Genomic DNA, 26,162 nt, shown 5'->3' with positions numbered 1-26,162 from the left:
CAAAATGGAAAAGAAAAAAAGAAACATTCTTTTGATCATACCATTTTTCTTAGTTGTTTTGTTGAATGATTTAGTATCTGCTTACGCAGAAACGGCAAGGCATGGGGCAGAAAATATTCAGTTTGAAGGTGGCTACCCCAAAACGCCTAAAGACCCTGAACATCCTGGAAATGAAGTGAACCCAGGAGACAGCCCATCTACCCATGGAGAGCTGAGAATCGATTTTGTTCCTCAGTTTGAGTTTTGGAAGAATGAGCAAACTTCAACAGATGCTGTTTATTATGGAAATGCTCAGTTATTTCATGGAAATGTCGGAGCTAGGGGGAATTTTATACAAGTATCTGATTATCGTGGTACGGGTAAAGGTTGGACATTACAAGTTCGTCAAGAAACGCAATTCAAAAATGAGCACACAAAGAATAAAGAACTAAATGGTGCTGTTATATCATTGGACCAATCATGGGCCAGTTCAACTAGAAATAAAGAAGAAGCACCGATTGTTCAAAAAGATGTGATTCGTATCGATAATATCGGTCAAACATATAATTTAGCTGAGGCAAAACCTGGTTCTGGTGAAGGAACTTGGGCCATCACTTTCGGTGCTTCTGCTGAAAATGGTCATGGACGAAAAGAAACACTCAAACCACGCTTAGACAATGAAGGAAATCCAATTATGGATCCAAATTTTGAAAATAAACCAATGTATCAAAATGAAGCATTACAGTTGTCTATACCGGAGGCGACGAAAAAAGATCCGGTAACTTACAATACGGTGATAACTTGGATTTTATCCGAGCTACCATAAATAGTCCAAAATATTAGGAGGAAACAGAAATGAAATCTACACACAAAATAGTAAGTGCTGCATTATTAGTAGCAGTCGGAGTAGGTCTTGCACTTCCAACAGCTACAAAAGCAGCAACAGAACAAAAAGGAAAAGGTAATGTTGAATTTCAAACAAATTCAACAACTAACCCATCTAATTTACCACCAGGTGAATCATCAGGAGAAGAATTGACAGAACCAACACAAAATCCAGATCCGTCAGAATTAAAAATTGTATCAGTAACAGATATGAATTTTGATAAACATGATATTATTGCCAATGACTCTGAAAAAACGTACAAAGCTTTACCATTTACAAATGGAGAACAAACAACAGCTCACTTTGTTCGTTTTAGAGATATCCGTGCCAATGTTGCCGAAAATTTCTACAAAATAAACGTTGCATTAACAAAACAATTTACAAGTACTGGTATCGCATCTGAATTGACTGGTGCAAAATTAACATATAATAACGTGTCTTTAGTAACTGGAACAAATGGTGCAACGTTACCTTCAGAAGGGTTATCGCCAGTTAATGATTTAGAATTTGCGGAAGATGGTTCAAAAGCTCAAACAATGTTTGCAAATACTCAAAAAGGTAAAGGATTTGGTGTATTTGAGCTAATGTTTGACACAAATGAAAATGCTAAACTTGGTAAGGATTCATATGATGGTGTGACATTGAAAGTGCCTGGTACAAATGTATTGAAGGCAGCAAATTATGAAGGTGAAATTACTTGGACAATCACTGCAACACCAGATGAAAACCAATCAGGAGAACCAGAAGCATAGAAAATTATAAAAAGATGGAACGATACAAATAAGCTTCAAAAGTGAGTAATGCTAGCGTGGGTCAGTTTACGTATTCATAATGATGGCGTAAGACAATCACAATAGCTTATCTCGGAGATATATTCATAATTAGAGGGTGAAACAAAACGATTTGTTAGTTTTTGTCCCACCCTCTTATTTTCAAGAAAAGAAAGAGGGATATTTAATGGTAAAAAAAGTAGCGATCAAACTACTGAGTTTATTATACATAGTTGCAATTTCCTTTATTTTTGCAGGGACGGTCTATGCAGCAGAGTCAAAAGATAATCAAAATTCTGGTGGCTTCTCTTATGAAGTGATTCTTCCAGAAAACCAACATAATCCTAAAGTAGGCTACTTTGATTTAAGAGTAACACCGGGGCAAAAACAAACACTCCAAATAAAACTTAAAAATAGCGCAAATAAAGAAACCACTGTCTTGGCCAGTGTCAACGGAGCTAAGACCAATAGCAATGGTGTTATCGAGTATGGTGAGAATGCAATAAAAAAAGATGCTTCACTAAAATATGATTTAAAAGATATTGTAACTAGTCCAAAAGAAGTGACTCTAGAACCGCAAAGTGAACAAATACTAAATTTAGAACTTACTGTACCAAAGGCTACTTTTGAAGGATATATTTCAGGAGCAATCAGTTTATCTGAAAAAGATCAAGAAGGTGTAGATACGCAATCAGATAGTGGAATGATCAAAAATAAATTTGTTTATCAAACTGGAATTCAGCTAAGTGAAAGTGAAACAAACCAAATCAAGCCGGAATTGAAATTAAACAAGGTGTATCCAGAACTAAATAATTACCGTAATTCTATTTTTATTAATTTTTCGAATATTCAGCCAATCTATATCTATGATATGACGGTAGATGTTCAAATTATGGGCAAAGACTCAGATGAAGTATTATATGATACCAAAAAAGCTAAGATGAAGATGGCACCAAATACATTAATTAATTTTCCTGTATCCATGAATGGTGAGAAAATGGTAGCAGGCGATTATCGCGCTAAAATCTTAGTGACTACAAAAACTGGCGGACGCTGGCAGTGGGAACAAGAATTTAAAATCACAGATGAAGACGCGGATAAGTTCAATGAACAGGATTTAACATTAGTCCAAGAGTCAGGAATCAATTGGCTGTTGATTGTGATGATTGTTGTTGGTTCTTTAGCATTGATTTTAATCATTTTCGTAGTGATTCGTTCGTTAAAAAAAAGAAGTAAAAAGAAGAATGCTAAAAGAAAAGCCTCTGCTACAAAGAAAAGAAAGAAAAACTAGAGAGAGTTAGAGGAGGCACAGAAAAATGGAAATATTAGATTGGCTGTTTATTGGACTCCTTTCCCTTGCTATCCTCTGTTTTGTGTTTATGCTCGTATTTTTGACTGTAATAGTAGTAACAGGAAAAAAATTGGTGCAACTTAGAACGAAGAAACCTAAGCATAAACTTAAAGTGAAAAAATGGAAAAAAGCTTGTCGGAGGCTGATTAAAAAGCGAAATCAGCAGATTCAGTTTGTTATTTTCTTTTTAATAATAGGAATAATAGGAGCTAGTGGTGCTTTTTACAGCCGCTATTACCAAGCAACAAACTTAGGGAAAAGAGATTCAGATGCTTTAATACAAAGCTATTTTCTGATTTCTAGTATTGAAGAACAATTAAATCAGGTGCAAGAAACGGATAATCCTAAGAAAATACAAGGAACATTGTACGATTTATCAGCAAGACTTGCTAGTTATGGTGCACATTCAGCAAATGGACGTTTATCAGAAGAAGGGCAAAAAAAATTGAATCGACTATATTCAAATATGAAAGAATTAGGAGTGAATCTGGGTGGCCAGACGATAGAGTCATTAAAGGACTCAGAAACACTGAAAAGTTATAAAAACGATGTAAAGAGAGCGCAAGGAAACGAGAAAAAAGTATTGAAATACTTCCGAATTAACGAAGCTTCTTTAAAGAAGAATAAATAATCTGTTTTTGATGCACAAGGGGGTCTTCTTGATGGCAGCACGTAAACCAAACGCTCTTAAAAAGAAAATCACCCAAAAATCTGGTGCTTCAATACAAAAAAAAGTTCATAAGCGGCAACGGACTAAAAAGAAAAGAAAAAAGCAACAGCATAAAAAGATGAGGAATATGCTGGTAGAAATGACGATGAGTATATTAATTACGTTGCTTTTAGTTTATTTGGTTTCGTTGTTTACCTTTGTCATTCCTAAAGTAGAAGGATTTGGAATGGCACCGTCATTGAAAGAGCCTAACCGAATTTTTGTGAATCGTATAGGTAAAGTCAACCGATTTTCCCTAGTCTATTTTCATGTACCGAATCGGTATAATGAGGTTTCCACACGTCGAGTTATTGGCATGCCGGGAGAAAAAGTAGTGTATAAAGAAGATGTTCTTTTTATCAATGGCGAGGAACGAGTGGAGCGTTTCTTATCCAATGAACTTCGGCAAGCGAAAAAAGAGGGATATCGACTAACGGAAGATTTTAGCACGGAAAGTATCATTGGAGCAGTTCAAGGGAAGATTCCTAAAGGAAAATATTTAGTCTTAGGGGATAATCGTTCTTTTGCAACAGATAGTCGTTTTTATGGACTGATCGATCAAAAAGAGATTATTGGTGTTGCCTCGATGAAATTACTTCCGCTTCATGAAATGATGAAACTATAGAAAAGATAGGTAGATAATATGACTCATCTTGAACAAAATCAGAAAAAGCGAAGAGAAAATTCTAAAATAAATCAACAAAAAGCTTATTCTGTAAAGAAAAAGAGAAAATCAATGGTTGAAAAGCGCCAACCACTCTCGAGAAAGCAAAAAGAACAGAGATGGGGATGGAGAAAAAAAGTGACAAAGGTATCTAACCTTATAGAAACGACTTTATTTGCTCTCTTTGTTCTGGTGTGTTTGAATTTTTTTTTGAGTTATCGCTCTCATTTTGTAGAGGGGCACTCGATGGAACCAACGTTTAAAAATAGAGATCATTTACTTGTACACAAAAGAAACAGAATCATTCGTTACGATATTATTACTTTTGAGCCTAAAGAGGAGCCGAATTCATCCTATGTTAAACGAGTGATTGGGCTTCCTGGTGATCGGATTTTTTTGTACGATACTCGATTATATTTATTTGAACATTTAGATAATAATCAAGAACCAGCTAAATTAATTGAAGAAAATAAATTACCTGACAGTACTGTAGTAGTCAAACTATTTCAAAAAGAAACGCAATCTCTTTTTAAGAACCTAGACGAAATTCCAAAGAATCATTACTTTGTTTTAGGGGATAATCGTTCAAATTCTAAAGATAGTCGCTCAATCGGATTCATTGATGAGAAGCAAATTGAAGGGGTCGTCAACTTTCGGTTTTATCCTTTGAATCGATTCGGTTTTGTTCATTAAATGTAAAGTGAGGTCAGTATGAGGAAAAAAATTTATTTATTTATCAAAAACAATGGTCTTTATCTGTTTTTAAGTATAGGAATTCCGATAGTGATTATGGTTATCGTATACGCAAAAATAGGCGTTTATCCAGGAAGTGAGCAACACACAATTTTGGCTAGTGATGCGTTTTCTCAATATGTTAATTTTTATGCTAGTTTAAACAATGTGTTTAAAGGGGATCAGAGTATCTTTTACACTTGGAATAGTTCAATGGGATTGAATTATTGGACATTTATTGCGTATTACTTAGGTGGCATATATAGTCCGTTAGTCATCTTTTTTACGAATCTTCAACTTCCAGATTTTCTTTATTATCTTACATTGATAAAAATCGGTAGTATGGGTGGAGCATTTTGGATTTTTTCTCATCAGACATTTCGATTACCCAAATGGAGTCATGTTATTTTAAGTGTGTCCTATGCATTGATGTCTTTTGTAATAGCACATGCTGAAATACTGATGTGGTTGGATGCAATGGTCTATTTACCTTTGGTTGTCCTGGGGATTCATCACTTAATGGATCAAAAGAAACCAATCTTATTGTTCGTTAGTTATGTTCTGTTATTTGTTTCAAACTTTTATATGGCATTTATGGTAGGGTTGTTTACCTTTGGCTATTTTGTGGTACGCATGTTGACTGATCGAAAACGATATTGGTTGCGTTTGCCGATGTATTTGATTACTTCGTTTTTGGCAGGCGGGGCATCAATGATTGTAATATTACCTACATTATTAGACTTGAGAAACAACGGAGAAGCATTTAGTAGAATTGTTCGGTTAAAAACAAAACATACTGGTCCTTGGGATTTAGTAGTCAAGAATATGATAGGGATTTATGATAGCACTAAGGTAAAGTCTACGCCGTTTATCTACATTGGATTGTTAGCGGTTATTTTTTGTTTATTCTTTTTTATCACAAAGAAAATTTCGTTAAAGCAAAAAATTTGTTATGGCAGTTTGCTTCTGGTTTTAGTTGTTAGCTTTTACTTAGAACCGCTGAATCTTTTTTGGCAAGGGATGCATACGCCGAATATGTTTAATTTTCGTTTTAGTTTTCTTTTCTCATTTCTTGTACTAATTTTAGCAGGCTATGGCTGGGAAAAATATGACTCAAAAGATTTTGATCAGCTAGTAACGATTTTTTTAAGCTTAATTAGCATGTATTTAATCGTGAGAGTTATTACAGAGCAAAAGGACTATAAATATATTCAATCAATCAACTTTATTTGGACACTTCTTTTTCTAGTCAGTTATTTAGTGATCTTTGCTTTGATAAAAAGAAATACAGGCTATAAAAGGTGGATTGGCTTATTGTTCGTTTTATTGGTCTGTGGAGAAGCAGGATTGAATAGTTACGGTATTGCTGAAGGAGTTCAGGCTGAATGGCATTATCCTTCTAGGAAATACTATGCAGAGCCTTACAAGCCAATCAAGGAGTTAGTAGATCAAACTAAAGCTGACAATGATACTTTTTACCGATTGGAGAATCTAAACCCTGTTTCCCCTAATGATTCTTTTAATTACGGATATAGTGGTGTTAATATGTTTTCTTCAATTAGAAACCGTCACTCATCTTATTATTTAAATGCCTTGGGATACCGTTCATTGGGAACAAATTTAAATATTCGTTATGCCAACAATACGTTATTGATGGACTCCTTAGTAGGAATGAAGTATAACTTGGCTAAAGAGGATATCTTGAAATTTGGATACAATAAAATTGCCGAGAAAGGTGAATTTTCTTTATATAAAAATAGCTACTCACTACCATTAGGAATGTGGACGGATGATGAAATATATGAGCCTAGTGCCGTGGAATCACAGGCATCTTTGTTAAATCATTTAGCTGGAACAAATGAGGATTTCTTTTCGTTTAGTGAGTTGAAACAAGTCAAGACTACAAACGTAAAAGAGCAAAAGGCAATGATTAATCGAACTGAAGTTGCGACCTATACCCCAGAAAAACGAGCTGAACCGATGGTATTAGAGTGGTTGGTAGACGTTCCCGCAAATCAACAAGCTTATGTCAGTATCTATCCAGTAGATTATAAAACATTTGGATTTCCAATCATGAAGTTGGAAGTAGATGGGACTATTTATGATAGTTCTATTAGTGAAACTGGGCAATATTATTCTTTAGGTTATCATAAAAAAGCGAAACAGATCAAATTGAAGATGACTGTTTCCAATCTGGAAAAGACGGATAATTTTCAAATCGTTCAGCCAGATGTAGCATTGTTGGATACGGATAAATTTAGCCGTTCTATTGAGAAGATAAAAGATAACGGTGTAGAATTTAAAGTAACTGGGCGTAAAGCAACAGCAACAGTAAACTTGGATCAAGATAAGGTGCTTTTTACTAGTATTCCTTATGATAAAGGTTGGAAGGCATATATTGATGGAAAGTATACGGAGATCCCGACGTTCAAACAGGCACTTTTGACTTTGCCCGTGAGCGCAGGAGAGCATGAAATTGAATTTGTCTTTTTACCACAAGGATTTTCTTTAGGGGTTGTCTTGTTGATTTTATGTACAGGCGGTTTTATTGGATATGTTTGGTGGTTGCGGAGTAGAGCTGAGGATCCGTTTTATAATCATTAAATGCATGTATATTGGCGAGGAAAAAATACGTATTAGGATGTGAGTGTGGAGTAAGGATTTGTCTTAGTTTAGTTCGCTCTTTGTTAATGAATAGTGGCAAAGAAAATCGCGGAAATTAAATCAAGTATTATGATTGTGAGCAGGACATAACTCTTCGAGTCATATCCCACTCACATGGAAACCGAATAAACGGTGGGAGCAGGAGCAATCCCTTCGGAAATAAGCTGAAATTCACAAAAATTTAAAGAGTAATTTTCGTAAATTCCTTCTTATTTCTCGGGATTAAACACTCCTGTCCCATCCTCTTTTTAGGTTTTTTGAAAAAATTGTGTTGGAACATAAAGAAGTTCTCAACGAAAACGGATTAACCTCAAGCCGTAATGTTATTCTCCAAAGAGGCACATGCTGTGTGTTCTACGACTTTTGAACCAAGCTTTTGCATGATTTCTAAAGCTTTTAACAACTCAAGCCCAGTTTCACTTAAACTGTATTCGACCTTTAAGGGATAGCCTTGGTAGCTGTTTTTTATCACAAGCCCACATTCCGTTAATTCTGAAATCTGCTGTAGAAGCATTTTTTCAGTAATATTTTCGATATCTTTGTGAAGTTTGGACAAACGTGTGGGGCCTAATCTTAGGCGCCACAGAATAATTGTTTTCCATTTTCCTCGTAACATATCAGTGATCACTTCTATAGGGCAAATATAGTCACTTCTTATTTTCATAGTAAACGCCTCCTAACCAGATTACATCATAACAGAACCAATGGGGCAATAACTTACTGGTTCAGTTTACTATATTTCCCCTCAACTGTTGCAGTGTCTAAAACGTGACCTTTCATTTTAGAGACTAACTCGTTTAAGTAAAACCCGGTTGTTAGTTCTATGTGTGTATCTAGAGCCAGTGCTTTCAATGTATAGGTGTGGTATTTATCAGGAGGAGTCATCCCACCATAATAAGCAGACAATTCTTTAGATTGACTTCCTCCTAATGCACTGTGCCAACTATTGATTCCTTGAGTGAAGTCAGTAGCTGTTTGACTTTCGTTTGCTAAAACTTCATTTTTTGTCAAATCTGAAATGACCCAGTGAATCCAAGGAAATCCATTGGTTGCTTCGAATGCATCGATGTCATATAAAATTAAGGCATAGCTTTTAGTATTTTCCGGTGCATTTTCGATTTTAAATGGAATGGAGTAAGTTGGCACCTTGTTTTCGTTAAATTGTGTTCCGTGTCCGCCGTATGCGTCTAAAAAATAACCATTTTCAATTGCTGAACTAGTGATGTTCATCGTATCATCCTTTGCTAATTTATTTGTAAATCAATCATAAAGGATAACGCTCAGCTTGAAAATTACTTACTTTTTAGTGGGTATGTTTTTTTGTTAAACGATCGTCCATTCATTGAGCGTTTTACCATTAGCATCGATTAGCTCAAGCCAGCTATTTGTTCCCCCAAAGTATAAAAACAATCCAACTTCATTCACACTTTTTAATAGAATATCTTCCGTTGTAACGAAATTTTTTACTTTATCTTTATGATCTTCTCGGATTCTTTGGCCCATTTTTGCGGAAAATCCTAGAGAACCATCTTTATTAAGGGGAGGTTCTGTCATCATTGTTGCACCAGCTTTTAAAAGCATTTCATTGCGCTTATGCCAAAGTGCTGTGGCTTTGCTCTCTCTTGTATCAATAAAAAAGTCAATTTGGCTGACTTCTTTGGTCCATTTATGACGTGCTTTGGCAGGTTTTGCCTTCGCTTTTTTAGGTTCTTCTTGATGTTTTAGGTGATAGCCAAATTTTTCAAGAACTAAAAGGACTTCATTTTTGTAAGTGGTGACGGTTTTTTGATAGCTTGTCGGGATCGTTGTTTCTTGTTCAGGTGTATTAACGAGTGGAAGGCCATTTTCTACAGCTTCTGAAATAAGTTGTTGTTCTAAATAGCCTAATTCAATGTCCCATGATGGAGTAATCGTGATCACTTTGCTAAATTGGATGTCACTCTTGAAAGAACCAGCTTCTGATTTTCCTATTGAAACAATTGTGTTGTTGTTCAATAAAATATAGATGGCGGGTTGGTCAAGGGTGAGGGTGTCATGCCCTTCAAAGATGTTAATGATTCCTTGGTGGTTGTTAAATTCAATAGTTGTCTTGGTTTCCGTAATAAGTACAGATAGATTGAGTTTCATGTTGGGCTCCTTTTTAAGGCTTTTGTCATTTGATAAGTATGTAGATTTTATCATGAAATTAGCAAGAAATCCTATAAATTAGCTTTTACAGTATTTTTTTAAAGGTTGATTTTAGTATTAAGGAGAATAAATTTATGAGAAAAAGAGACTTTTTTTCTCATTTTTAATAGGTTAAGTACTGGTAAACTAATTCCGATTTATCCTGATAGGCGTGTTTTTACTTAAATATAGGATAAGTTAAGTTGGAATGCCGAGAACATTTTTGCCTCATTTTATGATAAAGCTATGGTTGAAAAAGAAGCACTATCTTGTTATTCTGTTCAGTAAATTGATGGAGGAGGGTTCGATTGTGGGAAAACTAAGAGTGAATAATTTTGTGACACAACAAGATTACCAGACTGCTTTAGAAGAAATCATTCGGCCGTTGAGAAATCATTTAGTTGAATCGGAAGCTGCAGGATTACATTTAGGAAGCAGCGGTGCTGTGTATAATCAGCAACGCGCAGATATGGAAGCGCTTGTTAGACCTTTATGGGGAATTGCGCCTTCTTGGACGTACCAAAAAGATGATCGATTAAGAGATGCCTATCTAGACAAATTGATGAAAGGAACTGATCCTGAGGGAGCTTATTATTGGGGAATGATCGATGATTATGATCAATACATTGTTGAATCTGCTGCTTTGTCTGTAACCTTGTTATTGCATAAAGAGTATTTCTGGGAAATGTTATCAAAACAGGCGCAACAAAACGTTATCAACTGGTTGTCTCAAGTTTTGGAACGAAAAATACCTAAAAATAATTGGACGTTCTTCAAAATTTTGATTCGAATTGCTTTGCATCACTGCGGAGAAATACTGGATCGTGAGAAGTTGTTAGAGGAGCTTCAACTAGTGGACTCGATGTATATCGGGGCAGGTTGGTATGTAGATGGGAAAACGACACAAAGAGATTACTACATTCCTTTTGCTTTCCATTATTATGGCTTGCTCTATGCACGATTTATGAAGGAAGAAGATCCTGAATGGTCACAACGTTTTATTGAAAGAGCAACGGTATTTGCTCAAGATTTTGTGTATTACTTTGATAGCGATGGGGAAGCACTACCATTTGGGCGTAGTTTAACCTATCGGTTTGCACAGGGCGCTTTTTTTTCAGCATTGGTATTTGCGGATGTTGAAGCGATTCCTTGGGGACAAATGAAAACATTGCTATCCACACATTTAAAGAACTGGATGAATCATGATATCCTAACCTTTGATGGGCGACTGTCGATCGGGTACCATTATGAAAATCTTGTTATGGCTGAAGGATATAATGCGCCAGGCTCACCTTATTGGGCATTGAAAACATTTTTATTATTAGCAGTTGACGCAGATCATCCTTTTTGGCAGGCTGAATTATTACCAGTTGAGAGGGATTCAAAAAGGCTTATCGAAAAGGGCAACATGCTTTTGCTACAACAGAAATTTGGTCATCATTTATTAGGATACCCAGCAGGAATGATGGTTGAAGGGCAAGCGCATGCACAAGCGAAATATAGCAAATTTGTTTATTCGACGAAGTTTGGTTTTAGCGTACCTAAGGCAGGTGTATGTTATGAAGAAAGCGCTTTTGATAATACATTAGCGATTTCTCGTGATGGTCGGTATTTTAGAACGAAAAGGGAAGTAAGGGAGTATCGATTGACACAAGTGTGCGTTTATCACAAATGGTCGCCTTTTAAAGAAGTAATGATCGAAACGGAAATTTATCCATTTGGCCAGTGGCATCTGCGTGTGCATGTTATTGAGACTGAAATTCCAATCGAAATCCGTGAAGGTGGGTTCAGCGTACCGCTATTAGGAAGAAATCCAAATGGAGCGATTGGCACTGATTGGGCGTTTGTCACGGAAGGAAACCTCACTTCTAGAATTGTGGGAATCGAAGGGTATGAAGAAGCGTGGTTAATCAAACCAGAAGTGAATACGTCTCTGTTTTTCCCGAGAACAAGTTTACCATGTTTAAAAACAATATTACCAGCAGGAAAACATCGTTTAATATGTCTTGTTGGCGGGATTTTTGAAAATATAGAAGGAGTGAAAGAACATGATCAAAATTGAATTGAAAGATAACATGGATCAGCTGATTGTTGGCCGAATCGATCATGAAAAAAAGGAACAGACTTATATGATAGAAGGCGACGATATGGCGGTTCTTGCGATTAAAGACTACACTTATCAGCAAGGAGATAAAATTGTTGTGACAACAGAGGAGGCGAATCAATATTTTGTTGTGCAGCTAGACGAAACGTTGTCACCTTCGATTATTTATCTACCGCAAGAAAAGTGGGAATACCTAATACCATTGTCGGAGGTTGCCAGAAAAGCCTCGGTCGAAACTAGCTTTCATTCAAAACGTCATCATGTGATGGTGCGAAAAGCACATGATTTTGAAATTAAAAACTACCAAAATCTTTCTTTTAATGCCCATGATCAAAAGGCGTTATCTGGTGCGTATCCACATGCTCATGCGAATGTCGAAACCAGAGATGATGCTGTCTTTTTTGCCAAAAATGCGATTGATGGAAAGTTTGGAAATGAATCTCATGGCTCTTATCCATTCGCTTCTTGGGGCATCAATCAACAAGAGGATGCAGCTTTAACGATAGAATTTGGTCGGAGTGTGGAAATTGATTGGATCAGATTGTTATTTAGAGCGGATTATCCTCATGATAGCTACTGGACTGAAGTGACAGTAGTATTTTCTGATGGCTCAGAGATGAGTATACCGACAACAAACGCTAGAGAGTTTCAGGAAATTAGATTTCCATCAAAAGAAACTAGTTTTGTAACGTTGAAAAATCTCAAAAAAGCAATGGATGATTCGCCATTTCCAGCGCTAACGCAACTTGAAATTTTTGGCAATAATAAGTAAAGAAATGGATCATGATTTTTCGCAGTTAGATAAATCATGGTTTTTTTCTAGAAAAAAACTAAGGAACGTTCGCTTTTTAATTTTTTTTGAGTTATAATGATTTCAGTTAATATGTTAACAAGTTAAGGAGCGGTGGTTTATGACTCTCAAAAAGAATAAAGATCAGCTGATTTATTTAAGTGAAAATGTAACCCAGCAATGGGTAGAAGAGCAAATCGATTGGTGCATCACACAAATAGAGAAAAATATGGAGCGCTTTGGCACACAATTTCCTTCCGCTTGCGGGACAAATGGGAAATATCGAATCAAAGCCAATGATGATTGGACGAATGGGTTTTGGACAGGAATGCTTTGGTTAGCATATGAATGGACTGGCAAAGAAAAATTTCTGAATCTAGCACTAGAAAATATTAAAAGTTTTCAACAACGTTTGGATGATCATTTCGTGTTGGATCATCATGACATTGGTTTTCTGTATAGCTTATCAGCGGGTGCAGGCTACAAGATCACTGGCAATGTTGCTTGCAAGAAAGAACTTTTACAGGCTGCAGACGTTTTAATGGCTCGTTTTCAGTCTCAAGGAAATTTTATCCAAGCATGGGGGAAATATGGTGATCCTAAAGAATATCGTTTGATCATTGATTCTCTACTCAACTTACCACTTTTGTTTACAGCGGCAAAAATTTCTGGTGATTCTCGTTATGCTGATGTTGCTACTAAGCATTATCGAACGGTTTTGAATACAGTGATCAGAGAGAATGCAACAACGTTTCATACGTATTATTTTGATCCGAAAACAGGCAAAGCGAGTCATGGCGCTACTCATCAAGGAAATAGCGATGAATCAATTTGGGCAAGAGGGCAAAGCTGGGCGATATTGGGAATTCCGCTGAATGAAAGCTATATTCACTCTAAGCCATTTCCAGAGAACTATCCAGAAATCGTAGATGTTTTTCTTAAACATTTACCGGAAGATCTTGTTCCTTTCTGGGATTTTGATTTTGACGATCGACATCCTTCTGATAAAGATAGTTCGGCCGCAGCGATTGCTGTTTGTGGATTACTCGAAGCCGAAACATTACATGCGTATCCAGATGCCAAAGCCCTCGCCAAAGGAATGATTTATCAATTAGGAGAGCATTATTCAGCTAAAAAGGCGATCGGTAACGAAGGGTTGTTGTTGCATGGCGTGTACGCTCATAGTGAGGGTAAAGGAATCGATGAACCGAACTTATGGGGTGATTACTTTTACTTAGAGGCTTTGATCAGATTAGCAAAACCAACATGGCAAAGATACTGGTAAAGGGGAATGACGATGCAAACGTTTGAGATAAAAGAAGATTTTTTATTAGATGGTAAACCAGTCAAGTTGATCAGCGGTGCGATCCATTATTTTCGGATGACACCTAGTCAGTGGGAAGATAGTTTATATAATCTAAAAGCTTTAGGAGCGAATACTGTTGAAACCTATATTCCCTGGAATATTCATGAGCCCGTTGAGGGAGTTTATGATTTTGAAGGGTTAAAAGATATCGAAGCTTTTGTAAAACTCGCTCAGAAAATGGGGCTAATGGTCATCTTACGACCTTCTGTCTATGTTTGTGCAGAATGGGAATTTGGAGGACTTCCAGCTTGGTTATTAAAAGAAAAGGGAGTGCGCCTTCGTTCAACCGATCCGTTTTTCATGGAAAAAGTTCGCCAGTATTTTAGTGTTTTGATCCCTAAATTAGTCCCACTGCAGCTGACTTATGGCGGTCCTGTTATCATGATGCAAATCGAAAACGAATATGGCTCTTACGGGATGGAAAAAGAGTATCTACGCCAGACAAAACAATTGATGGAAGAGTTTGGTATTGATATACCACTGTTCACATCGGATGGTGCTTGGGAAGAAGTGTTAGATGCTGGAACGTTGATTGAAGAGGATGTCTTTGTGACGGGAAACTTCGGTAGCCATTCGAAAGAAAATGCTGCTGTGATGCGTAAATTTATGGAACGACACGGCAAAAATTGGCCGATCATGTGTATGGAATACTGGGATGGTTGGTTTAATCGCTGGAATGAACCGGTAATCAAGCGAGATGGACAAGAGTTAGCGTCAGAAGTCAAAGATATGCTAGAAATTGGTTCTCTGAATTTATATATGTTTCATGGCGGCACGAACTTTGGATTTTATAATGGCTGTTCAGCACGGGGAATGCTTGATCTACCTCAAGTTACAAGTTATGATTATGACGCATTATTAAGTGAGGCGGGAGAACCAACGGAAAAATATTATCATGTCCAAAGAGCGATCAAAGAAGTTTGTCCAGATGTGTGGCAAGCAGAACCTAGAAAAAAAACGCTTGTTAATCTAGGCTCGTATCCTGTAAAGAAGAGTGTTTCACTTTTGGCAACAAAAGATAAAATAATGCAGGCCCAACATACCATGTACCCGCTAAGTATGGAAGAAGCCGGTGTTGGATATGGGTATATGTTGTATTCAGCAGAATTGAACAATTATTTTCGTGAAAATAAACTGAAGGTCGTAGAAGCTAGCGATCGGCTTCAGGTGTATGTGGATGGGAAATATCAAGTGACGCAATATCAAGAAACACTTGGGGAAGAACTGTTGATAAAGGCTGAGTCAGATCAAGAAGTAATTCACTTAGATGTTTTAGTTGAAAATCTAGGTCGAGTAAATTATGGATACAAACTAAATAGTCCGACCCAATCCAAAGGCATTCGTGGTGGGATCATGCAGGATATTCATTTTCATCAAGGGTATAAACAATATCCTTTGACGTTGACCGAAGATCAGCTGCGGGCAATCGATTATGCAGCAGGGACGAATCCATTGCAACCGTCATTCTATCAAATAGAGTTTGAGATAGAGGATGTGGGGGATACGTTTATTGATTGTTCTGCTTATGGCAAGGGGATTGTATTGATAAATGGAATGAACCTAGGTCGATACTGGAATCTTGGGCCGATTCGTTCACTGTATTGTCCAAAAGAATTCTTGAATAAAGGACGTAATGAAGTAGTGATTTTTGAAACGGAAGGACAAGAAATCACCCAGCTTAATTTTTCAGAAAAAGCAATCGTAGAGTAAAAAATCGAAGTAGAAGCTTATTCAGCTTCTACTTCGATTTTTGTTTTGAAATATTTCCAATGTTTGTAGCTGACAATATATTCAGCGACACTTCTATCAGGTAAATAAGAATGCTTGATTTGTTTTACTACTGGTTCACGGAAACTGAGTTGCAATAAATTTAGCAATTCTGCATCGTCAGGAAAGACGATTTCATTTGTTTCCACTGAGGCTAATGAGAAAAGGTCGATGTCAAAATCTTTTCGAACTCGTTCATAAACGCTAGAATAAGTGGACAATTTTTTTGAGAGAGGCTCTTTCATTAACTTTTTTGGTAAGTGTGTGATATGCACTAAAAAAGGAACATCGTCAAAAGAGCGAACGCGTATGATTTTATAATAAGAACTATTTGCAGACAACCCTAACTCTTTTAAGATTTCGGGATTGTTTTCTTCTTCAACAGAAACGACGTGAATCTTTTCTGTATCTAAAGAATGAAGTTCTATATCTGAAAATTTAACGCTTTGTGAGACTTTTGATTTCGATACGAATGTTCCTTTTCCTTGTATACGATAAAGATATCCGGCACTAGTCAACTCGTTTAAGGCTTTTACTGCAGTGATGGAACTGACGGAATACCGTCGCTTGATGTCCGCCTCTGAATAGAATTTATCACCAGGGATAAAGGTGTGATTTTTTATTTCACTTAAGAGATCCTGCTTGATCTGCTCATATTTAGGGATCACGATGGATTACCTCCGTTCTCATAGAATAGTCAATTAAGCATAACATGTTAATTTAACTTTAGCAATTGCATTGTAACGTATTCTGTTAATAAATACACACAATAAGTAAGGTAGAAATAAAAAACTCAACATATTAAGATATTAGGTTTACGAATAAGTTATCATGTGTTATAGTATATTCGTAAAGGACATAACATGTTAAGTAGGGCGACCTGCACTTTAGGAGGGAATCGAGTGGAAAACATTGTATTGATCAGCCACGGCGGGATGGCGGAAGGTGTTAAAGTGAGTCTGGAGATGATTGTTGGGCAACAAGAGCATATTCATACTGTTTCTTTACGGCCGGATGGAGATAACATCCAGTTTGAAAATGAGTTGAATGAAAAAATGAAAGCCCTTAACGGATCAACGCTGATCATCGCTGACTTACTAGGAGGAACACCGTGTAATGTAGCTGTGAAGAATTATTTAAATGCAGATGGCGTGGAAATTATTGCAGGAATGACTCTTTCAATCGTGATCGAAGCCGTTGTAAATCAACAAGTATCTATAAAAGAATTGATTGGTTTGGCCAAAGAAAATATTGTGGATGTCAAAGCTGGCATGAATAAAGCAGAGAAAGAGATTTCAGAAGCGAACTTGGAAGCAGAGTTAAGTAATTTTGGTGAGTATGCTGGTAAAGCAAATATCGTCAATACACGGATTGATGAGCGCTTGATTCACGGACAGGTTGCAGGGATATGGTCAACTAGTTTAGATACACAGAGAATTATTGTAGCCAACGATGAAGCCGCTGCAGATCCATTGCAAAAGTCCTCTCTCAGAATGGCAGCGCCTACTTCTATGCGTTTATCTGTTTTACCCGTCACTGAAGCCGCTGAAAATATTCTTTCTGGTAAATATGGGAAACAGCGATTGTTCTTGTTATTCAAGAATCCAACAGATGTCTTAAAATTTATTGAAGCAGGCGGTCCAATCCAAGCAGTGAATGTTGGAAATATGAGTTACAAAGAAGGCGCTCGTGAAGTAACGAAAAGTATTCAAGTTTTAGAAACAGAAGAAACTGTTTTTGAAACGATTGCCTCAAAAGGTATAAATGTAACCGCTCAATTAGTACCAAATGATCCAGTGATCGATTTCATGAAAAAATTAAGAAGTTAAAATTATGTACTTATAGAGCTAGTCTCTCGAAAAAGAGTGACAAAGAGCGTCACTCTGATATTTCCCTGTTTTTTCTACAGGATTCATCGATTTGCTACACTTTTAAACTTATCTAGCTTCACAAATCTATCCTTCAGAAAATAGACAAATCGTCAGTGAAACAAAGAACGTTTCAAGGCCAATTTCCTAATTTTCTACAGGACTAATCGATTTGCTACACTTTTAAAATTAGGAGGAATTTTCATGCATTTAGCGGCGTATCAAATTATTCTTATCACGGTTTATGCTTTTATTGCAATTAATGATTCACTTATTTCAAATACGTTGACACAGCCAGCCATTGCCGGAATGATTTCGGGGATGATCATGGGGGATCTAAAAACAGGATTGATGGTTGGGGGAACGTTGCAGTTGATGCGTCTTGGGATTGCAGCCTTTGGCGGAGCGTCTGTTCCTGATTATTTCACAGGAGCGGTGTTAGGGACAGCCTTTGCAGTGATTTCTGGAAAAGGTGCGGAGTACGGTATTGGTTTAGCGGTACCAGTATCTTTACTGATGTTACAGCTAGATGTTGTAGCAAGATTTTGCAATGTGTTTCTATTACATCGTGTTGATAAAGCAATCGACAATATGCAGGTCAAACGAATTCCTAAATTAGTTCTTTCTGGTTCTTTTTTATGGGGATTATCTCGTGCGATACCGATTCTTTTGATGCTGTTAGTTGGTGATGCAGCGGTGACAACAATTACTGAAAATACACCTGAATGGTTGATGACCGGGTTGAAAACAGCTGGTGGCGTCTTACCTGTTGTAGGTGTGGGGATTTTATTACGCTATCTACCAACCAAGCAATATATTCCGTATCTACTTTTAGGATTCTTTTTAGCAGCCTATTTACAAGTACCAATGCTAGGTGTTTCTATCATTGGTATGGTTGCAGCAATGCTTGTGTTTAAACGTGATAGTGACAAAACAGTCACTCAAACAGCTTCTGGTACAAGCAACTTTGAAGGAGGATTTGATGGGGATGAGTAATCAAAAACTAACGAAACAAGAATTGAATGCGATCAGCTGGCGCTATATTTTAGGAAGCCAATTGAACTGGAACTATGAACGAATGATGAGTTCGGGTTATCTATATGGAATTTTACCTGTGTTGAAAAAATTCTACGGACATGATGATAAGCAGTTTCAAGATATGTTACGTACCCACAATCAATTCTTTAATACAAATGCTATTTTTGGGAATCTGATCATGGGGATCGATGTAGCAATCGAAGAACAAGATGGCTATAAAGCCAAAGACACGATCGTTGCACTGAAAACCGCTTTGATGGGTTCACTTGCTGGTGTGGGAGATTCGTTATTCCATGTCATTTGGGGCACGATTTTTGGATCAGTTGCCGGAACGCTTGCGCAAAATGGTTCTGTTGTTGGTTGTGTGATCTGGATCATTGCCAATATTGCGTTATTGTTTGGTCGTGCAGCTCTACTGCCATTAGGGTATAAACAAGGAGTTAAGTTAGTTACAACATTGAAAGATAAATTATCGGCATTTACAAATGCTGCAACTGTTTTAGGAATCACTGTGATTGGTGCGTTGATTCCTTCAGTGATCAAAGCCACAGTTCCATTTGTTTATAAAAAAGATGGTGTGGAGTTAGTGATTCAAGATACATTGGATGCAATTTTACCATCATTAGTGCCGATTCTCTTAGTGCTGTTGACTTACTGGATGTTAGGTCAAAAGAAATTGAATTCAACTCGAGTGATTTGGATTATTTTGATTCTCTCAATTGCATTAAGTGCTTTTGGAATATTAGGTTAATAAAACGATGGAATAGGTGATTAGATGAAACGAGTCGATATTTTATCTCGTTTGGAGAAAACAGGTGTAGTTGCAGTGGTACGTGGTGCAACGAAAGAAGAAGCGTTAAAAGCAAGTCATGCCATCGTAGAAGGCGGAATGACAGGAATCGAATTGACTTTCACGGTACCTGAAGCGGACGAAGTGATCAAGGAATTGGCAGATTTCTATAAGGATCGTTCGGATATTGTGATTGGTGCTGGAACAGTACTAGATTCAGTGACGGCTCGTCTAGCGATTATGGCGGGAGCTGAATATGTTGTCAGTCCAAGTTTTGATGCTAAAACGGCTGAACTATGTAATTTATATCAGATTCCATATTTACCAGGTTGTATGACGATTACAGAAGTCCAAGAAGCGTTGAAAAGCGGTGCTGATATCGTGAAATTGTTTCCAGGAAGTGCTTATGGACCAAGTATAATTTCAGCATTTTCAGCACCAATGCCCCAAGTCAGCTTGATGCCGACTGGCGGAGTTAATTTAGATAATATGGCGGATTGGTTTAAGGCAGGAGCTGTGACTGTTGGCGTTGGTGGTGATTTACTAGCACCCGCTGCAGTTGGCGATTTTCAAAAAGTTACAGAAATAGCGCGCAAATATGTAGCAAAACTAAAAGAAATTAAGGGATGAGCAGATGGGGAAAGTCGTTACTTTAGGAGAAATCATGTTACGTTTGTCCACCCAATCCGGCAATCGTCTAGTTCAAAGTGACTGTCTGCAGGCTCATTATGGTGGCGGTGAAGCGAATGTGGGAATCTCTTTAGCAAATTTTGGTCATGAGGTTTTTTTTGCCAGTAAAGTTCCCGATTCGGCTTTGGGAGAAGCTGCTCGTAAACATTTACAGCGTTATCAAGTAGATACTCGTTTTTTGCTGAAAGGTGGCCCTCGTCTAGGCACTTATTATTTGGAAGCGGGTGTTGGTGAGCGTGCGGCAGCGGTAATTTATGATCGATCAGGGTCGAGTTTTGCTGAGATGACTTTGCTAGATTGGAATCTGGCAGAGTTGTTTCAAGACGTTGATGTATTTCATGTATCGGGGATTACACCAGCTTTATCTGAGCCATGGCGGATGATGACCTTGGAATTGATGAAGTATGCAAAAAAAGCCGGATGTAAAATTAGTTTTGATATCAATTATCGCAAAAAATTGTGGAGTCAAAAAGAAGCTGGAGAAACCTTAAAAAAGCTTTTGCCATATGTAGATTATTGTTCTGCAGGAAAGTTAGATGCCCTATACTTACTGGGTGTTACCGAAATGAAGGAAGAGGAGCTTAGCTTTTATTACAAACAGATGCAACAAATGTTTCCAAATATTCAAGTATTTTATTCAACTAAAAGAAAAGTCCATTCCGCTAGTGCCAATCAATTAGTCGGCACATTATGGTGGGAAAATCAGTACTATGAATCATCAATTCATGAAATCTCTCCGATTGTAGATCGTGTGGGTGCAGGGGATGCTTTTGCTTCTGGGATTTTACATGGTTTATTAGAGGAGATGTCTCCACAAGCCGCAGTGGACTTTGCTACTGCTGCATCAGCTTTAAAGCATACGATATATGGTGATTGCAATCAATTTAACAAAGAAGAAGTCATGAACTTCTTAGCGGCTGATTTAGGAAAAATAATTCGTTAAAGGAGCATGGAAAATGCAAAATATGGAAAATAGATATACACATAGTCCAGAAGATATTCGTCACTATTCGACGGAAGAATTACGGAAAGAGTTTTTAGTAGAAAAGGTATTTGCACCTGGTGAAATCAGTTTGACATACACCCATAATGATCGCATGATTTTCGGTGGAGTGACTCCTACAACTGAACCTTTAGAAATTGTTTTAACCAAGGAATTAGGTGTTGATTATTTCTTAGAACGTAGAGAATTAGGCGTTATCAATATTGGGGGCGCAGGATCGATTACGATCGACGGGAAGACGGAACCGATGAAAAAACAAGATGGTTATTACATTGGAAAAGAAACGAAGCAAGTGATTTTTCATTCAGACGATCCAAAAAATCCAGCGAAGTTTTATGTAAACAGTGTTCCAGCACACCATAAATATCCTAATGTGAAAATCAGTATTGATCAAATTAAGCCGATGGAAACAGGAGAAGCTTTAACGCTGAATAAACGTAGAATCTATCAATATATTCATCCCAATGTCTGTGAAAGTTGTCAATTACAAATGGGCTATACTGTATTGGAACCAGGCAGTTCATGGAATACAATGCCTTGTCATACTCATGAACGCCGGATGGAAGCGTACCTTTATTTTGATTATGCAAGTGAAGATACTCGTGTTTTCCATATGATGGGGAAACCAGATGAAACGAAACATTTAGTTGTTGCCAATGAACAGGCTATTATTTCACCAAGTTGGTCGATCCACTCAGGAGTTGGGACAGGCGATTATACATTTATCTGGTCGATGTGCGGAGAAAATATTACGTATACTGATATGGACATGGTTCCAATGGACCAATTAAAATAGAAAAGAGGCAAGACAATGGATTTCAATATGAATATGTTTCGTTTAGATGGAAAAGTAGCCTTAGTAACTGGCGCAGTCCATGGCATTGGGTTTGAAATTGCTAAATCATTAGCTGCGGCTGGGGCGACAATTGTTTTTAATAATCTATCCCAAGAATCAGTTGATAAAGGACTTGCTCTTTATCAAGAGGCTGGCATTGAAGCTATCGGCTATGCTTGTGATGTAACGGATGAAGCGGCCGTTCAAGCAACAGTTGAGCAAATCAAAGCAGACGTAGGTTCAATCGATATTTTAGTGAATAATGCAGGGATCATTAAGCGCATCCCGATGATCGAAATGTCCGCTGCTGAGTTTAGGCAAGTAGTCGATGTTGATCTGAATGCACCCTTTATTATGGCTAAAGCGGTAATACCAGATATGATCGAAAAAGGCGGTGGCAAAATCATCAACATTTGTTCAATGATGAGTGAACTTGGGCGAGAAACAGTAAGTGCCTATGCAGCTGCTAAGGGTGGACTGAAAATGTTGACGAAAAATATTGCTTCGGAGTACGGCCAATACAATATTCAATGTAACGGCATCGGACCAGGATACATTGCTACGCCACAAACAGCGCCGCTAAGAGAGACGCAAGCAGACGGCGAGCGTCATCCATTTGACCAGTTTATCGTGGGTCGTACGCCAGCTGCTCGCTGGGGAAATCCAGTAGACTTGGCTGGGCCAGCAGTTTTCTTAGCTTCAAGTGCATCGGATTTTGTTAATGGACATATTTTATATGTGGATGGCGGTATTTTAGCCTATATTGGAAAACAACCCTAAGTAAATCGATTTGTAGAGCCTGTAATTGCGAACAATGAATTACGGGCTTTTAATTAAATTTTTTCATGAAAACGCTTGCTTTTAGGCGCTGAATATTCTATCGTGAACTTATATAGGTACTAAATCAAAGAAGGAGGGTAAATAATGATGAATTTACGCAAAAAAATGATGTTGATGCTTGGATGTTCTGTTTTGATTGGCAGTTTTTCTTACGGGATGAGCGATGAGAGCTTCGCCGTGGGGGCAACTGAAATAACGCCAACGCCCACTAGTATCTACGAATCGGATTTTACTAAACAACTAGGTGATTGGCAGGATATTGTTGGAAAAGCTGATAAAACGATTGGCGCCAAAGGATTGATGATCGCGAATACAAAACAAGGAACGAATCTAGAATCAGTTTCACTAAATAAAAGTGCTGACATAAGAAGCTCAGGAGATTTGGAATACACCTTCTTATATGAAGGGCAAACTAACTTTGGTGTAGTGTTTCGCGGTGACTTAACTGACTCGAAAAAATGGCAATCATTTGCTTATACCCGTGATGGTCAGTGGCAATTAGGACAACCAGGGGGAAAATGGATCACCACCATTACTGGAGCAAAGCTCATTTCAGGACAGCAATATAAACTCATGATTCGCTACGAAGGAAAAAGTATCAAAGCATTTTTAAACGATCAGTTACTTTATGAAAATAACGAAGTCATTTATCCAAATACGTCCGCTTCTATTGATGGTGATTGGGAAGGATACGTTGGGATTCGCCTTTTTGGAAACCTATCAAAACTAAATGTTCTTTCCATGCGTAGTGGCGCTGTTGGAAGTATTCCTGTGGAAAATACTATGAGTGATTATGCAAAATTAAAAGAAAAATGGAAAAATCAATTAGTGTCTGATCAATATGACGAAACCAATTCAACAGTGGTTAACTATGTCCAAAAGCTTTCAGAAGAAGCTGATCAGTTGTATCAAACATTGAATAAAGCACCAAATCGAACATACTTATGGCCAGTGGAGCAAGGCAATACACCCTCTGCTGATTTAACTACACAATTTACAAAATTGCAGAAATTAGCATTAGCTTATGGAACGAAAGGCAGCAAGTTTTATCAAGATTCACAAATCGCAACGGAAATCGAAGCGGGCCTTGATTTTATGGTAACGAAAAAAGGATATGACGGAAAGAAATATCACGGCAATTGGTGGGATTGGCAAATCGGTGTACCACAAAAATTTGTGGGGATTCTAATGATTCTTGGAGATAAAATTCCGCAAGCAAAACAGCAGCAATATACTGATGCAATGAGTGGATATGTTCCAGATCCATTTAAGCAATTGTACACTAAAGCCCAAGGAACTTTTGTCGATTTAGCGTTTATTCCAAACTTTGTGACATCAGGAGCTAATCGGACGGATCTCGCTCAAACTGTACTAGCTTTAGGTATTCTGCAAGAAAATGAAGGGAAAATAAGCCAAGCATCCAGCAGTATTGTTGACGTATTTAAACTAGTAACAAAAGGGGATGGCTTTTATCAAGACGGTTCATTTATTCAACATAACAACATTCCTTACACAGGTTCATATGGAAATGTGTTAATGAAAGGAGTTGGTCAGATTTTAGCGATCACAAAAGATTCTAAATTTGAGATGGCACCAGATATTGTGCAATCCTTTGTTGAGAATGTCGATAGAGCATTCATTCCATTGATTTATCAAGGGGAAATGCTGCCCTTAGTCAATGGTCGCTCAATCTCTAGAGCGCCTGCCAAAACCAAAGTTGGCTATGGTTCTACCACACTTTACAATTTATTGATCGTTTCTAAATTTGCGCCAGCAGAGTACCAAACAAAGTTTAAAGAAGCAGCCAAACATTGGATGAAAGAAAATCCAACTTACTATTTGACCAATGCAAGAGATTATAACGATTTACAAATGACGATGTCGTTATTAAACGATTCTTCGATCATTGGCGATGCTTTGCCATTTATTGGGACTAAAATGTATGCTTCAATGGATCGGTTTGTCCAACGAACACCAGATTATATGCTGGGATTAAGTATGTATTCAAGTCGAATTTCTTCGTTTGAAGCAGGCAATAAAGAAAATAAACGAGGGTGGCATACTGCTGATGGGATGATGTATTTATACAATGATGATGAAGTTCAGTTTAATTCAGCCTATTGGCCAACCGTAGATCCTTACAGATTACCAGGGACAACAATAGACACAGTACCTCTAAAAGATGAAGTGTCGTCCTTTACGACTGTTACATCAAAAGAAAAATGGGTTGGCGGTGTGGAACTAGACGACCAAGCAGTTGTAGGGATGTCATTGAATAAAACAGGTACAAAAAATAACGGGACGATCTTGCCGATGAACCTTCAAGGCAAAAAATCATGGTTTGTGGTGGATGGACAAATCGTGGCACTCGGTGCGGGTATTAAAGGCAGTACTACCGCTTCAATCGAAACAATCGTAGATAATCGATTATTAAACGATGATTATACGTATCAAGTATTATCAAATAATGGCGTTGTACAGCAAGAAAATGAACGTAGCAGTAAAGAATGGCTCCTGTTACAATCGGATCATCAAAATGCGAGCATTGGGTACTATTTCCCAGGAACAGCTGTGGTTGACGTAATCAGTGAAGTCCGTACAGGAACCTATGCACAGATTAATGATGCTTTTCCTAGTAACGATGTTTATACGGGAAATTATCGGAAATTGGTGATCGACCATGGGGAAAATCCAGTAAATGAGCAATATGCATACGTGACCTTACCTGGTATCAACGAAGCGGATCTAAAAGACTATGCGGCAGAAAATCCTGTAACGATTTTAGAAAATTCAGCTGATATCCAAGCTGTTGAACTAAAAAAAGAAAATTATCTTGGGGTAAACATTTGGAAAGAAACAGGTGGCGGTGTTGCAGGAATAACGTCAAACAAGGCCGTTTCTTTATTAAGAAAAAATAACGACGGAAAGAAAACCTATGTATTATCAGATCCAACGCAGTCAAATGCGGTTATGACAATCAAATTACCAAAAGATTTTACGAAGGTTGTAACACTGAGTGAAGGCATTACGTATGATGAAGCAACAGAAACCTTTACACTCCGCTTTGAAGGATCTGGTGGAAGCAGTAAACAAATCGTTGTAGAATAAAAAAACTCGCAGAACCGATATTTAGTTTAGATCTCTACTCGC

General features: G+C 37.5%; 23 protein-coding genes. 19 read left to right on the top strand and 4 right to left on the bottom strand.

Annotation, left to right across the window (positions count from 1 at the left end; all coding sequences use genetic code 11):
• Nucleotides 1–4 precede the first annotated feature (4 nt).
• The 7 genes from AC4BB5_RS17380 to AC4BB5_RS17350 all read left to right on the top strand — a co-directional run bounded on the left by AC4BB5_RS17380 (nucleotide 5) and on the right by AC4BB5_RS17350 (nucleotide 7,695).
• Nucleotides 5–805 carry a WxL domain-containing protein gene (locus AC4BB5_RS17380; RefSeq protein ID WP_490457310.1) on the top strand — a complete coding sequence of 267 codons (801 nt, stop codon included), beginning with the start codon at nucleotides 5–7 and terminating at the stop codon, nucleotides 803–805.
• 29 nt (nucleotides 806–834) lie between these two features.
• Complete coding sequence (locus AC4BB5_RS17375) at nucleotides 835–1,617, top strand: WxL domain-containing protein (protein ID WP_490457309.1); 783 nt, start codon at nucleotides 835–837, stop codon at nucleotides 1,615–1,617.
• 205 nt (nucleotides 1,618–1,822) lie between these two features.
• Nucleotides 1,823–2,926, top strand: coding sequence for a WxLIP family cell surface protein (locus AC4BB5_RS17370; RefSeq protein ID WP_490457308.1), 1,104 nt, complete (start codon nucleotides 1,823–1,825; stop codon nucleotides 2,924–2,926).
• Nucleotides 2,927–2,951: 25 nt separating this feature from the next.
• Nucleotides 2,952–3,617, top strand: a complete 666-nt coding sequence (locus tag AC4BB5_RS17365) for a hypothetical protein (protein ID WP_490457307.1) — start codon at nucleotides 2,952–2,954, stop codon at nucleotides 3,615–3,617.
• A gap of 31 nt (nucleotides 3,618–3,648) precedes the next feature.
• Nucleotides 3,649–4,320 (top strand): signal peptidase I, encoded by a 672-nt coding sequence (gene lepB, locus AC4BB5_RS17360; RefSeq protein ID WP_490457306.1) that lies wholly within the window; start codon nucleotides 3,649–3,651, stop codon nucleotides 4,318–4,320.
• A gap of 18 nt (nucleotides 4,321–4,338) precedes the next feature.
• A complete protein-coding gene (gene lepB / locus AC4BB5_RS17355; protein ID WP_490457305.1) occupies nucleotides 4,339–5,052 on the top strand; it encodes a signal peptidase I in 714 nt (237 codons plus the stop codon).
• 18 nt (nucleotides 5,053–5,070) lie between these two features.
• On the top strand, nucleotides 5,071–7,695 hold the full coding sequence (locus AC4BB5_RS17350; protein ID WP_490457304.1) for a YfhO family protein: 2,625 nt from the start codon (nucleotides 5,071–5,073) through the stop codon (nucleotides 7,693–7,695).
• 370 nt (nucleotides 7,696–8,065) lie between these two features.
• Here AC4BB5_RS17350 and AC4BB5_RS17345 read toward each other — a convergent pair whose 3' ends face one another.
• The 3 genes from AC4BB5_RS17345 to AC4BB5_RS17335 form a co-directional block, all read right to left on the bottom strand.
• Nucleotides 8,066–8,419, bottom strand: a complete 354-nt coding sequence (locus AC4BB5_RS17345; RefSeq protein WP_490457303.1) for a winged helix-turn-helix transcriptional regulator — start codon at nucleotides 8,417–8,419, stop codon at nucleotides 8,066–8,068.
• Between the two features lie 53 nt (nucleotides 8,420–8,472).
• Nucleotides 8,473–8,985, bottom strand: coding sequence for a YbhB/YbcL family Raf kinase inhibitor-like protein (locus tag AC4BB5_RS17340; protein ID WP_490457302.1), 513 nt, complete (start codon nucleotides 8,983–8,985; stop codon nucleotides 8,473–8,475).
• A gap of 93 nt (nucleotides 8,986–9,078) precedes the next feature.
• The gene (locus AC4BB5_RS17335) at nucleotides 9,079–9,882 is read right to left on the bottom strand and encodes a hypothetical protein (RefSeq protein ID WP_490457301.1); all 804 of its coding nucleotides are present in this window, start codon (nucleotides 9,880–9,882) and stop codon (nucleotides 9,079–9,081) included.
• Nucleotides 9,883–10,231: 349 nt separating this feature from the next.
• Here AC4BB5_RS17335 and AC4BB5_RS17330 point away from each other — a divergent pair, with 349 nt between their 5' ends.
• From AC4BB5_RS17330 to AC4BB5_RS17315, 4 genes are all read left to right on the top strand, one after another.
• On the top strand, nucleotides 10,232–11,983 hold the full coding sequence (locus AC4BB5_RS17330; RefSeq protein ID WP_490457300.1) for a DUF2264 domain-containing protein: 1,752 nt from the start codon (nucleotides 10,232–10,234) through the stop codon (nucleotides 11,981–11,983).
• Nucleotides 11,970–12,797: a hypothetical protein gene (locus tag AC4BB5_RS17325; RefSeq protein ID WP_490457299.1), complete on the top strand. Its 828-nt coding sequence runs from the start codon at nucleotides 11,970–11,972 to the stop codon at nucleotides 12,795–12,797. The genes AC4BB5_RS17330 and AC4BB5_RS17325 overlap by 14 nt, the downstream gene beginning before the upstream one ends.
• A gap of 139 nt (nucleotides 12,798–12,936) precedes the next feature.
• Nucleotides 12,937–14,100 (top strand): glycoside hydrolase family 88 protein, encoded by a 1,164-nt coding sequence (locus tag AC4BB5_RS17320; RefSeq protein WP_490457298.1) that lies wholly within the window; start codon nucleotides 12,937–12,939, stop codon nucleotides 14,098–14,100.
• Between the two features lie 12 nt (nucleotides 14,101–14,112).
• Nucleotides 14,113–15,891 carry a glycoside hydrolase family 35 protein gene (locus tag AC4BB5_RS17315; protein WP_490457297.1) on the top strand — a complete coding sequence of 593 codons (1,779 nt, stop codon included), beginning with the start codon at nucleotides 14,113–14,115 and terminating at the stop codon, nucleotides 15,889–15,891.
• 17 nt (nucleotides 15,892–15,908) lie between these two features.
• On the opposite strand, the gene AC4BB5_RS17310 is transcribed toward AC4BB5_RS17315, so the two are convergent.
• A complete protein-coding gene (locus AC4BB5_RS17310) occupies nucleotides 15,909–16,616 on the bottom strand; it encodes a GntR family transcriptional regulator (protein WP_490457296.1) in 708 nt (235 codons plus the stop codon).
• Between the two features lie 234 nt (nucleotides 16,617–16,850).
• Here AC4BB5_RS17310 and AC4BB5_RS17305 point away from each other — a divergent pair, with 234 nt between their 5' ends.
• The 8 genes from AC4BB5_RS17305 to hylB all read left to right on the top strand — a co-directional run bounded on the left by AC4BB5_RS17305 (nucleotide 16,851) and on the right by hylB (nucleotide 26,120).
• Nucleotides 16,851–17,777: a PTS sugar transporter subunit IIAB gene (locus tag AC4BB5_RS17305; protein WP_490457295.1), complete on the top strand. Its 927-nt coding sequence runs from the start codon at nucleotides 16,851–16,853 to the stop codon at nucleotides 17,775–17,777.
• Nucleotides 17,778–18,020: 243 nt separating this feature from the next.
• Complete coding sequence (locus AC4BB5_RS17300) at nucleotides 18,021–18,812, top strand: PTS mannose/fructose/sorbose/N-acetylgalactosamine transporter subunit IIC (protein WP_490457294.1); 792 nt, start codon at nucleotides 18,021–18,023, stop codon at nucleotides 18,810–18,812.
• The gene (locus AC4BB5_RS17295; RefSeq protein ID WP_170923023.1) at nucleotides 18,805–19,605 is read left to right on the top strand and encodes a PTS system mannose/fructose/sorbose family transporter subunit IID; all 801 of its coding nucleotides are present in this window, start codon (nucleotides 18,805–18,807) and stop codon (nucleotides 19,603–19,605) included. The genes AC4BB5_RS17300 and AC4BB5_RS17295 overlap by 8 nt, the downstream gene beginning before the upstream one ends.
• Nucleotides 19,606–19,629: 24 nt before the next feature.
• Nucleotides 19,630–20,274, top strand: a complete 645-nt coding sequence (locus tag AC4BB5_RS17290; protein WP_490457293.1) for a bifunctional 4-hydroxy-2-oxoglutarate aldolase/2-dehydro-3-deoxy-phosphogluconate aldolase — start codon at nucleotides 19,630–19,632, stop codon at nucleotides 20,272–20,274.
• A 4-nt stretch (nucleotides 20,275–20,278) separates the two neighbouring features.
• Complete coding sequence (locus AC4BB5_RS17285; protein ID WP_490457292.1) at nucleotides 20,279–21,277, top strand: PfkB family carbohydrate kinase; 999 nt, start codon at nucleotides 20,279–20,281, stop codon at nucleotides 21,275–21,277.
• A 13-nt stretch (nucleotides 21,278–21,290) separates the two neighbouring features.
• The gene (kduI, locus tag AC4BB5_RS17280; protein WP_490457291.1) at nucleotides 21,291–22,133 is read left to right on the top strand and encodes a 5-dehydro-4-deoxy-D-glucuronate isomerase; all 843 of its coding nucleotides are present in this window, start codon (nucleotides 21,291–21,293) and stop codon (nucleotides 22,131–22,133) included.
• A gap of 15 nt (nucleotides 22,134–22,148) precedes the next feature.
• The gene (locus tag AC4BB5_RS17275) at nucleotides 22,149–22,952 is read left to right on the top strand and encodes a gluconate 5-dehydrogenase (RefSeq protein ID WP_490457290.1); all 804 of its coding nucleotides are present in this window, start codon (nucleotides 22,149–22,151) and stop codon (nucleotides 22,950–22,952) included.
• A gap of 144 nt (nucleotides 22,953–23,096) precedes the next feature.
• Nucleotides 23,097–26,120, top strand: coding sequence for a hyaluronate lyase HylB (gene hylB / locus AC4BB5_RS17270; protein WP_490457289.1), 3,024 nt, complete (start codon nucleotides 23,097–23,099; stop codon nucleotides 26,118–26,120).
• Nucleotides 26,121–26,162 lie beyond the last annotated feature (42 nt).

This window comes from Enterococcus sp. AMC1252 (assembly GCF_058216515.1).
The sequence above is the reverse complement of the archived record's forward strand: the minus strand, read 5'-3'. Positions and strand labels throughout refer to the sequence as shown.

Coding starts and splice junctions, on each gene's coding strand:
- AC4BB5_RS17380 (WP_490457310.1), top strand. CDS start 5: ATGGAAAAGAAAAAAAGAAACATTCTTTTGATCATACCATTTTTCTTA.
- AC4BB5_RS17375 (WP_490457309.1), top strand. CDS start 835: ATGAAATCTACACACAAAATAGTAAGTGCTGCATTATTAGTAGCAGTC.
- AC4BB5_RS17370 (WP_490457308.1), top strand. CDS start 1,823: ATGGTAAAAAAAGTAGCGATCAAACTACTGAGTTTATTATACATAGTT.
- AC4BB5_RS17365 (WP_490457307.1), top strand. CDS start 2,952: ATGGAAATATTAGATTGGCTGTTTATTGGACTCCTTTCCCTTGCTATC.
- lepB (WP_490457306.1), top strand. CDS start 3,649: ATGGCAGCACGTAAACCAAACGCTCTTAAAAAGAAAATCACCCAAAAA.
- lepB (WP_490457305.1), top strand. CDS start 4,339: ATGACTCATCTTGAACAAAATCAGAAAAAGCGAAGAGAAAATTCTAAA.
- AC4BB5_RS17350 (WP_490457304.1), top strand. CDS start 5,071: ATGAGGAAAAAAATTTATTTATTTATCAAAAACAATGGTCTTTATCTG.
- AC4BB5_RS17345 (WP_490457303.1), bottom strand. CDS start 8,419: ATGAAAATAAGAAGTGACTATATTTGCCCTATAGAAGTGATCACTGAT.
- AC4BB5_RS17340 (WP_490457302.1), bottom strand. CDS start 8,985: ATGAACATCACTAGTTCAGCAATTGAAAATGGTTATTTTTTAGACGCA.
- AC4BB5_RS17335 (WP_490457301.1), bottom strand. CDS start 9,882: ATGAAACTCAATCTATCTGTACTTATTACGGAAACCAAGACAACTATT.
- AC4BB5_RS17325 (WP_490457299.1), top strand. CDS start 11,970: ATGATCAAAATTGAATTGAAAGATAACATGGATCAGCTGATTGTTGGC.
- AC4BB5_RS17320 (WP_490457298.1), top strand. CDS start 12,937: ATGACTCTCAAAAAGAATAAAGATCAGCTGATTTATTTAAGTGAAAAT.
- AC4BB5_RS17315 (WP_490457297.1), top strand. CDS start 14,113: ATGCAAACGTTTGAGATAAAAGAAGATTTTTTATTAGATGGTAAACCA.
- AC4BB5_RS17300 (WP_490457294.1), top strand. CDS start 18,021: ATGCATTTAGCGGCGTATCAAATTATTCTTATCACGGTTTATGCTTTT.
- AC4BB5_RS17295 (WP_170923023.1), top strand. CDS start 18,805: ATGAGTAATCAAAAACTAACGAAACAAGAATTGAATGCGATCAGCTGG.
- AC4BB5_RS17290 (WP_490457293.1), top strand. CDS start 19,630: ATGAAACGAGTCGATATTTTATCTCGTTTGGAGAAAACAGGTGTAGTT.
- AC4BB5_RS17285 (WP_490457292.1), top strand. CDS start 20,279: ATGGGGAAAGTCGTTACTTTAGGAGAAATCATGTTACGTTTGTCCACC.
- kduI (WP_490457291.1), top strand. CDS start 21,291: ATGCAAAATATGGAAAATAGATATACACATAGTCCAGAAGATATTCGT.
- AC4BB5_RS17275 (WP_490457290.1), top strand. CDS start 22,149: ATGGATTTCAATATGAATATGTTTCGTTTAGATGGAAAAGTAGCCTTA.
- hylB (WP_490457289.1), top strand. CDS start 23,097: ATGATGAATTTACGCAAAAAAATGATGTTGATGCTTGGATGTTCTGTT.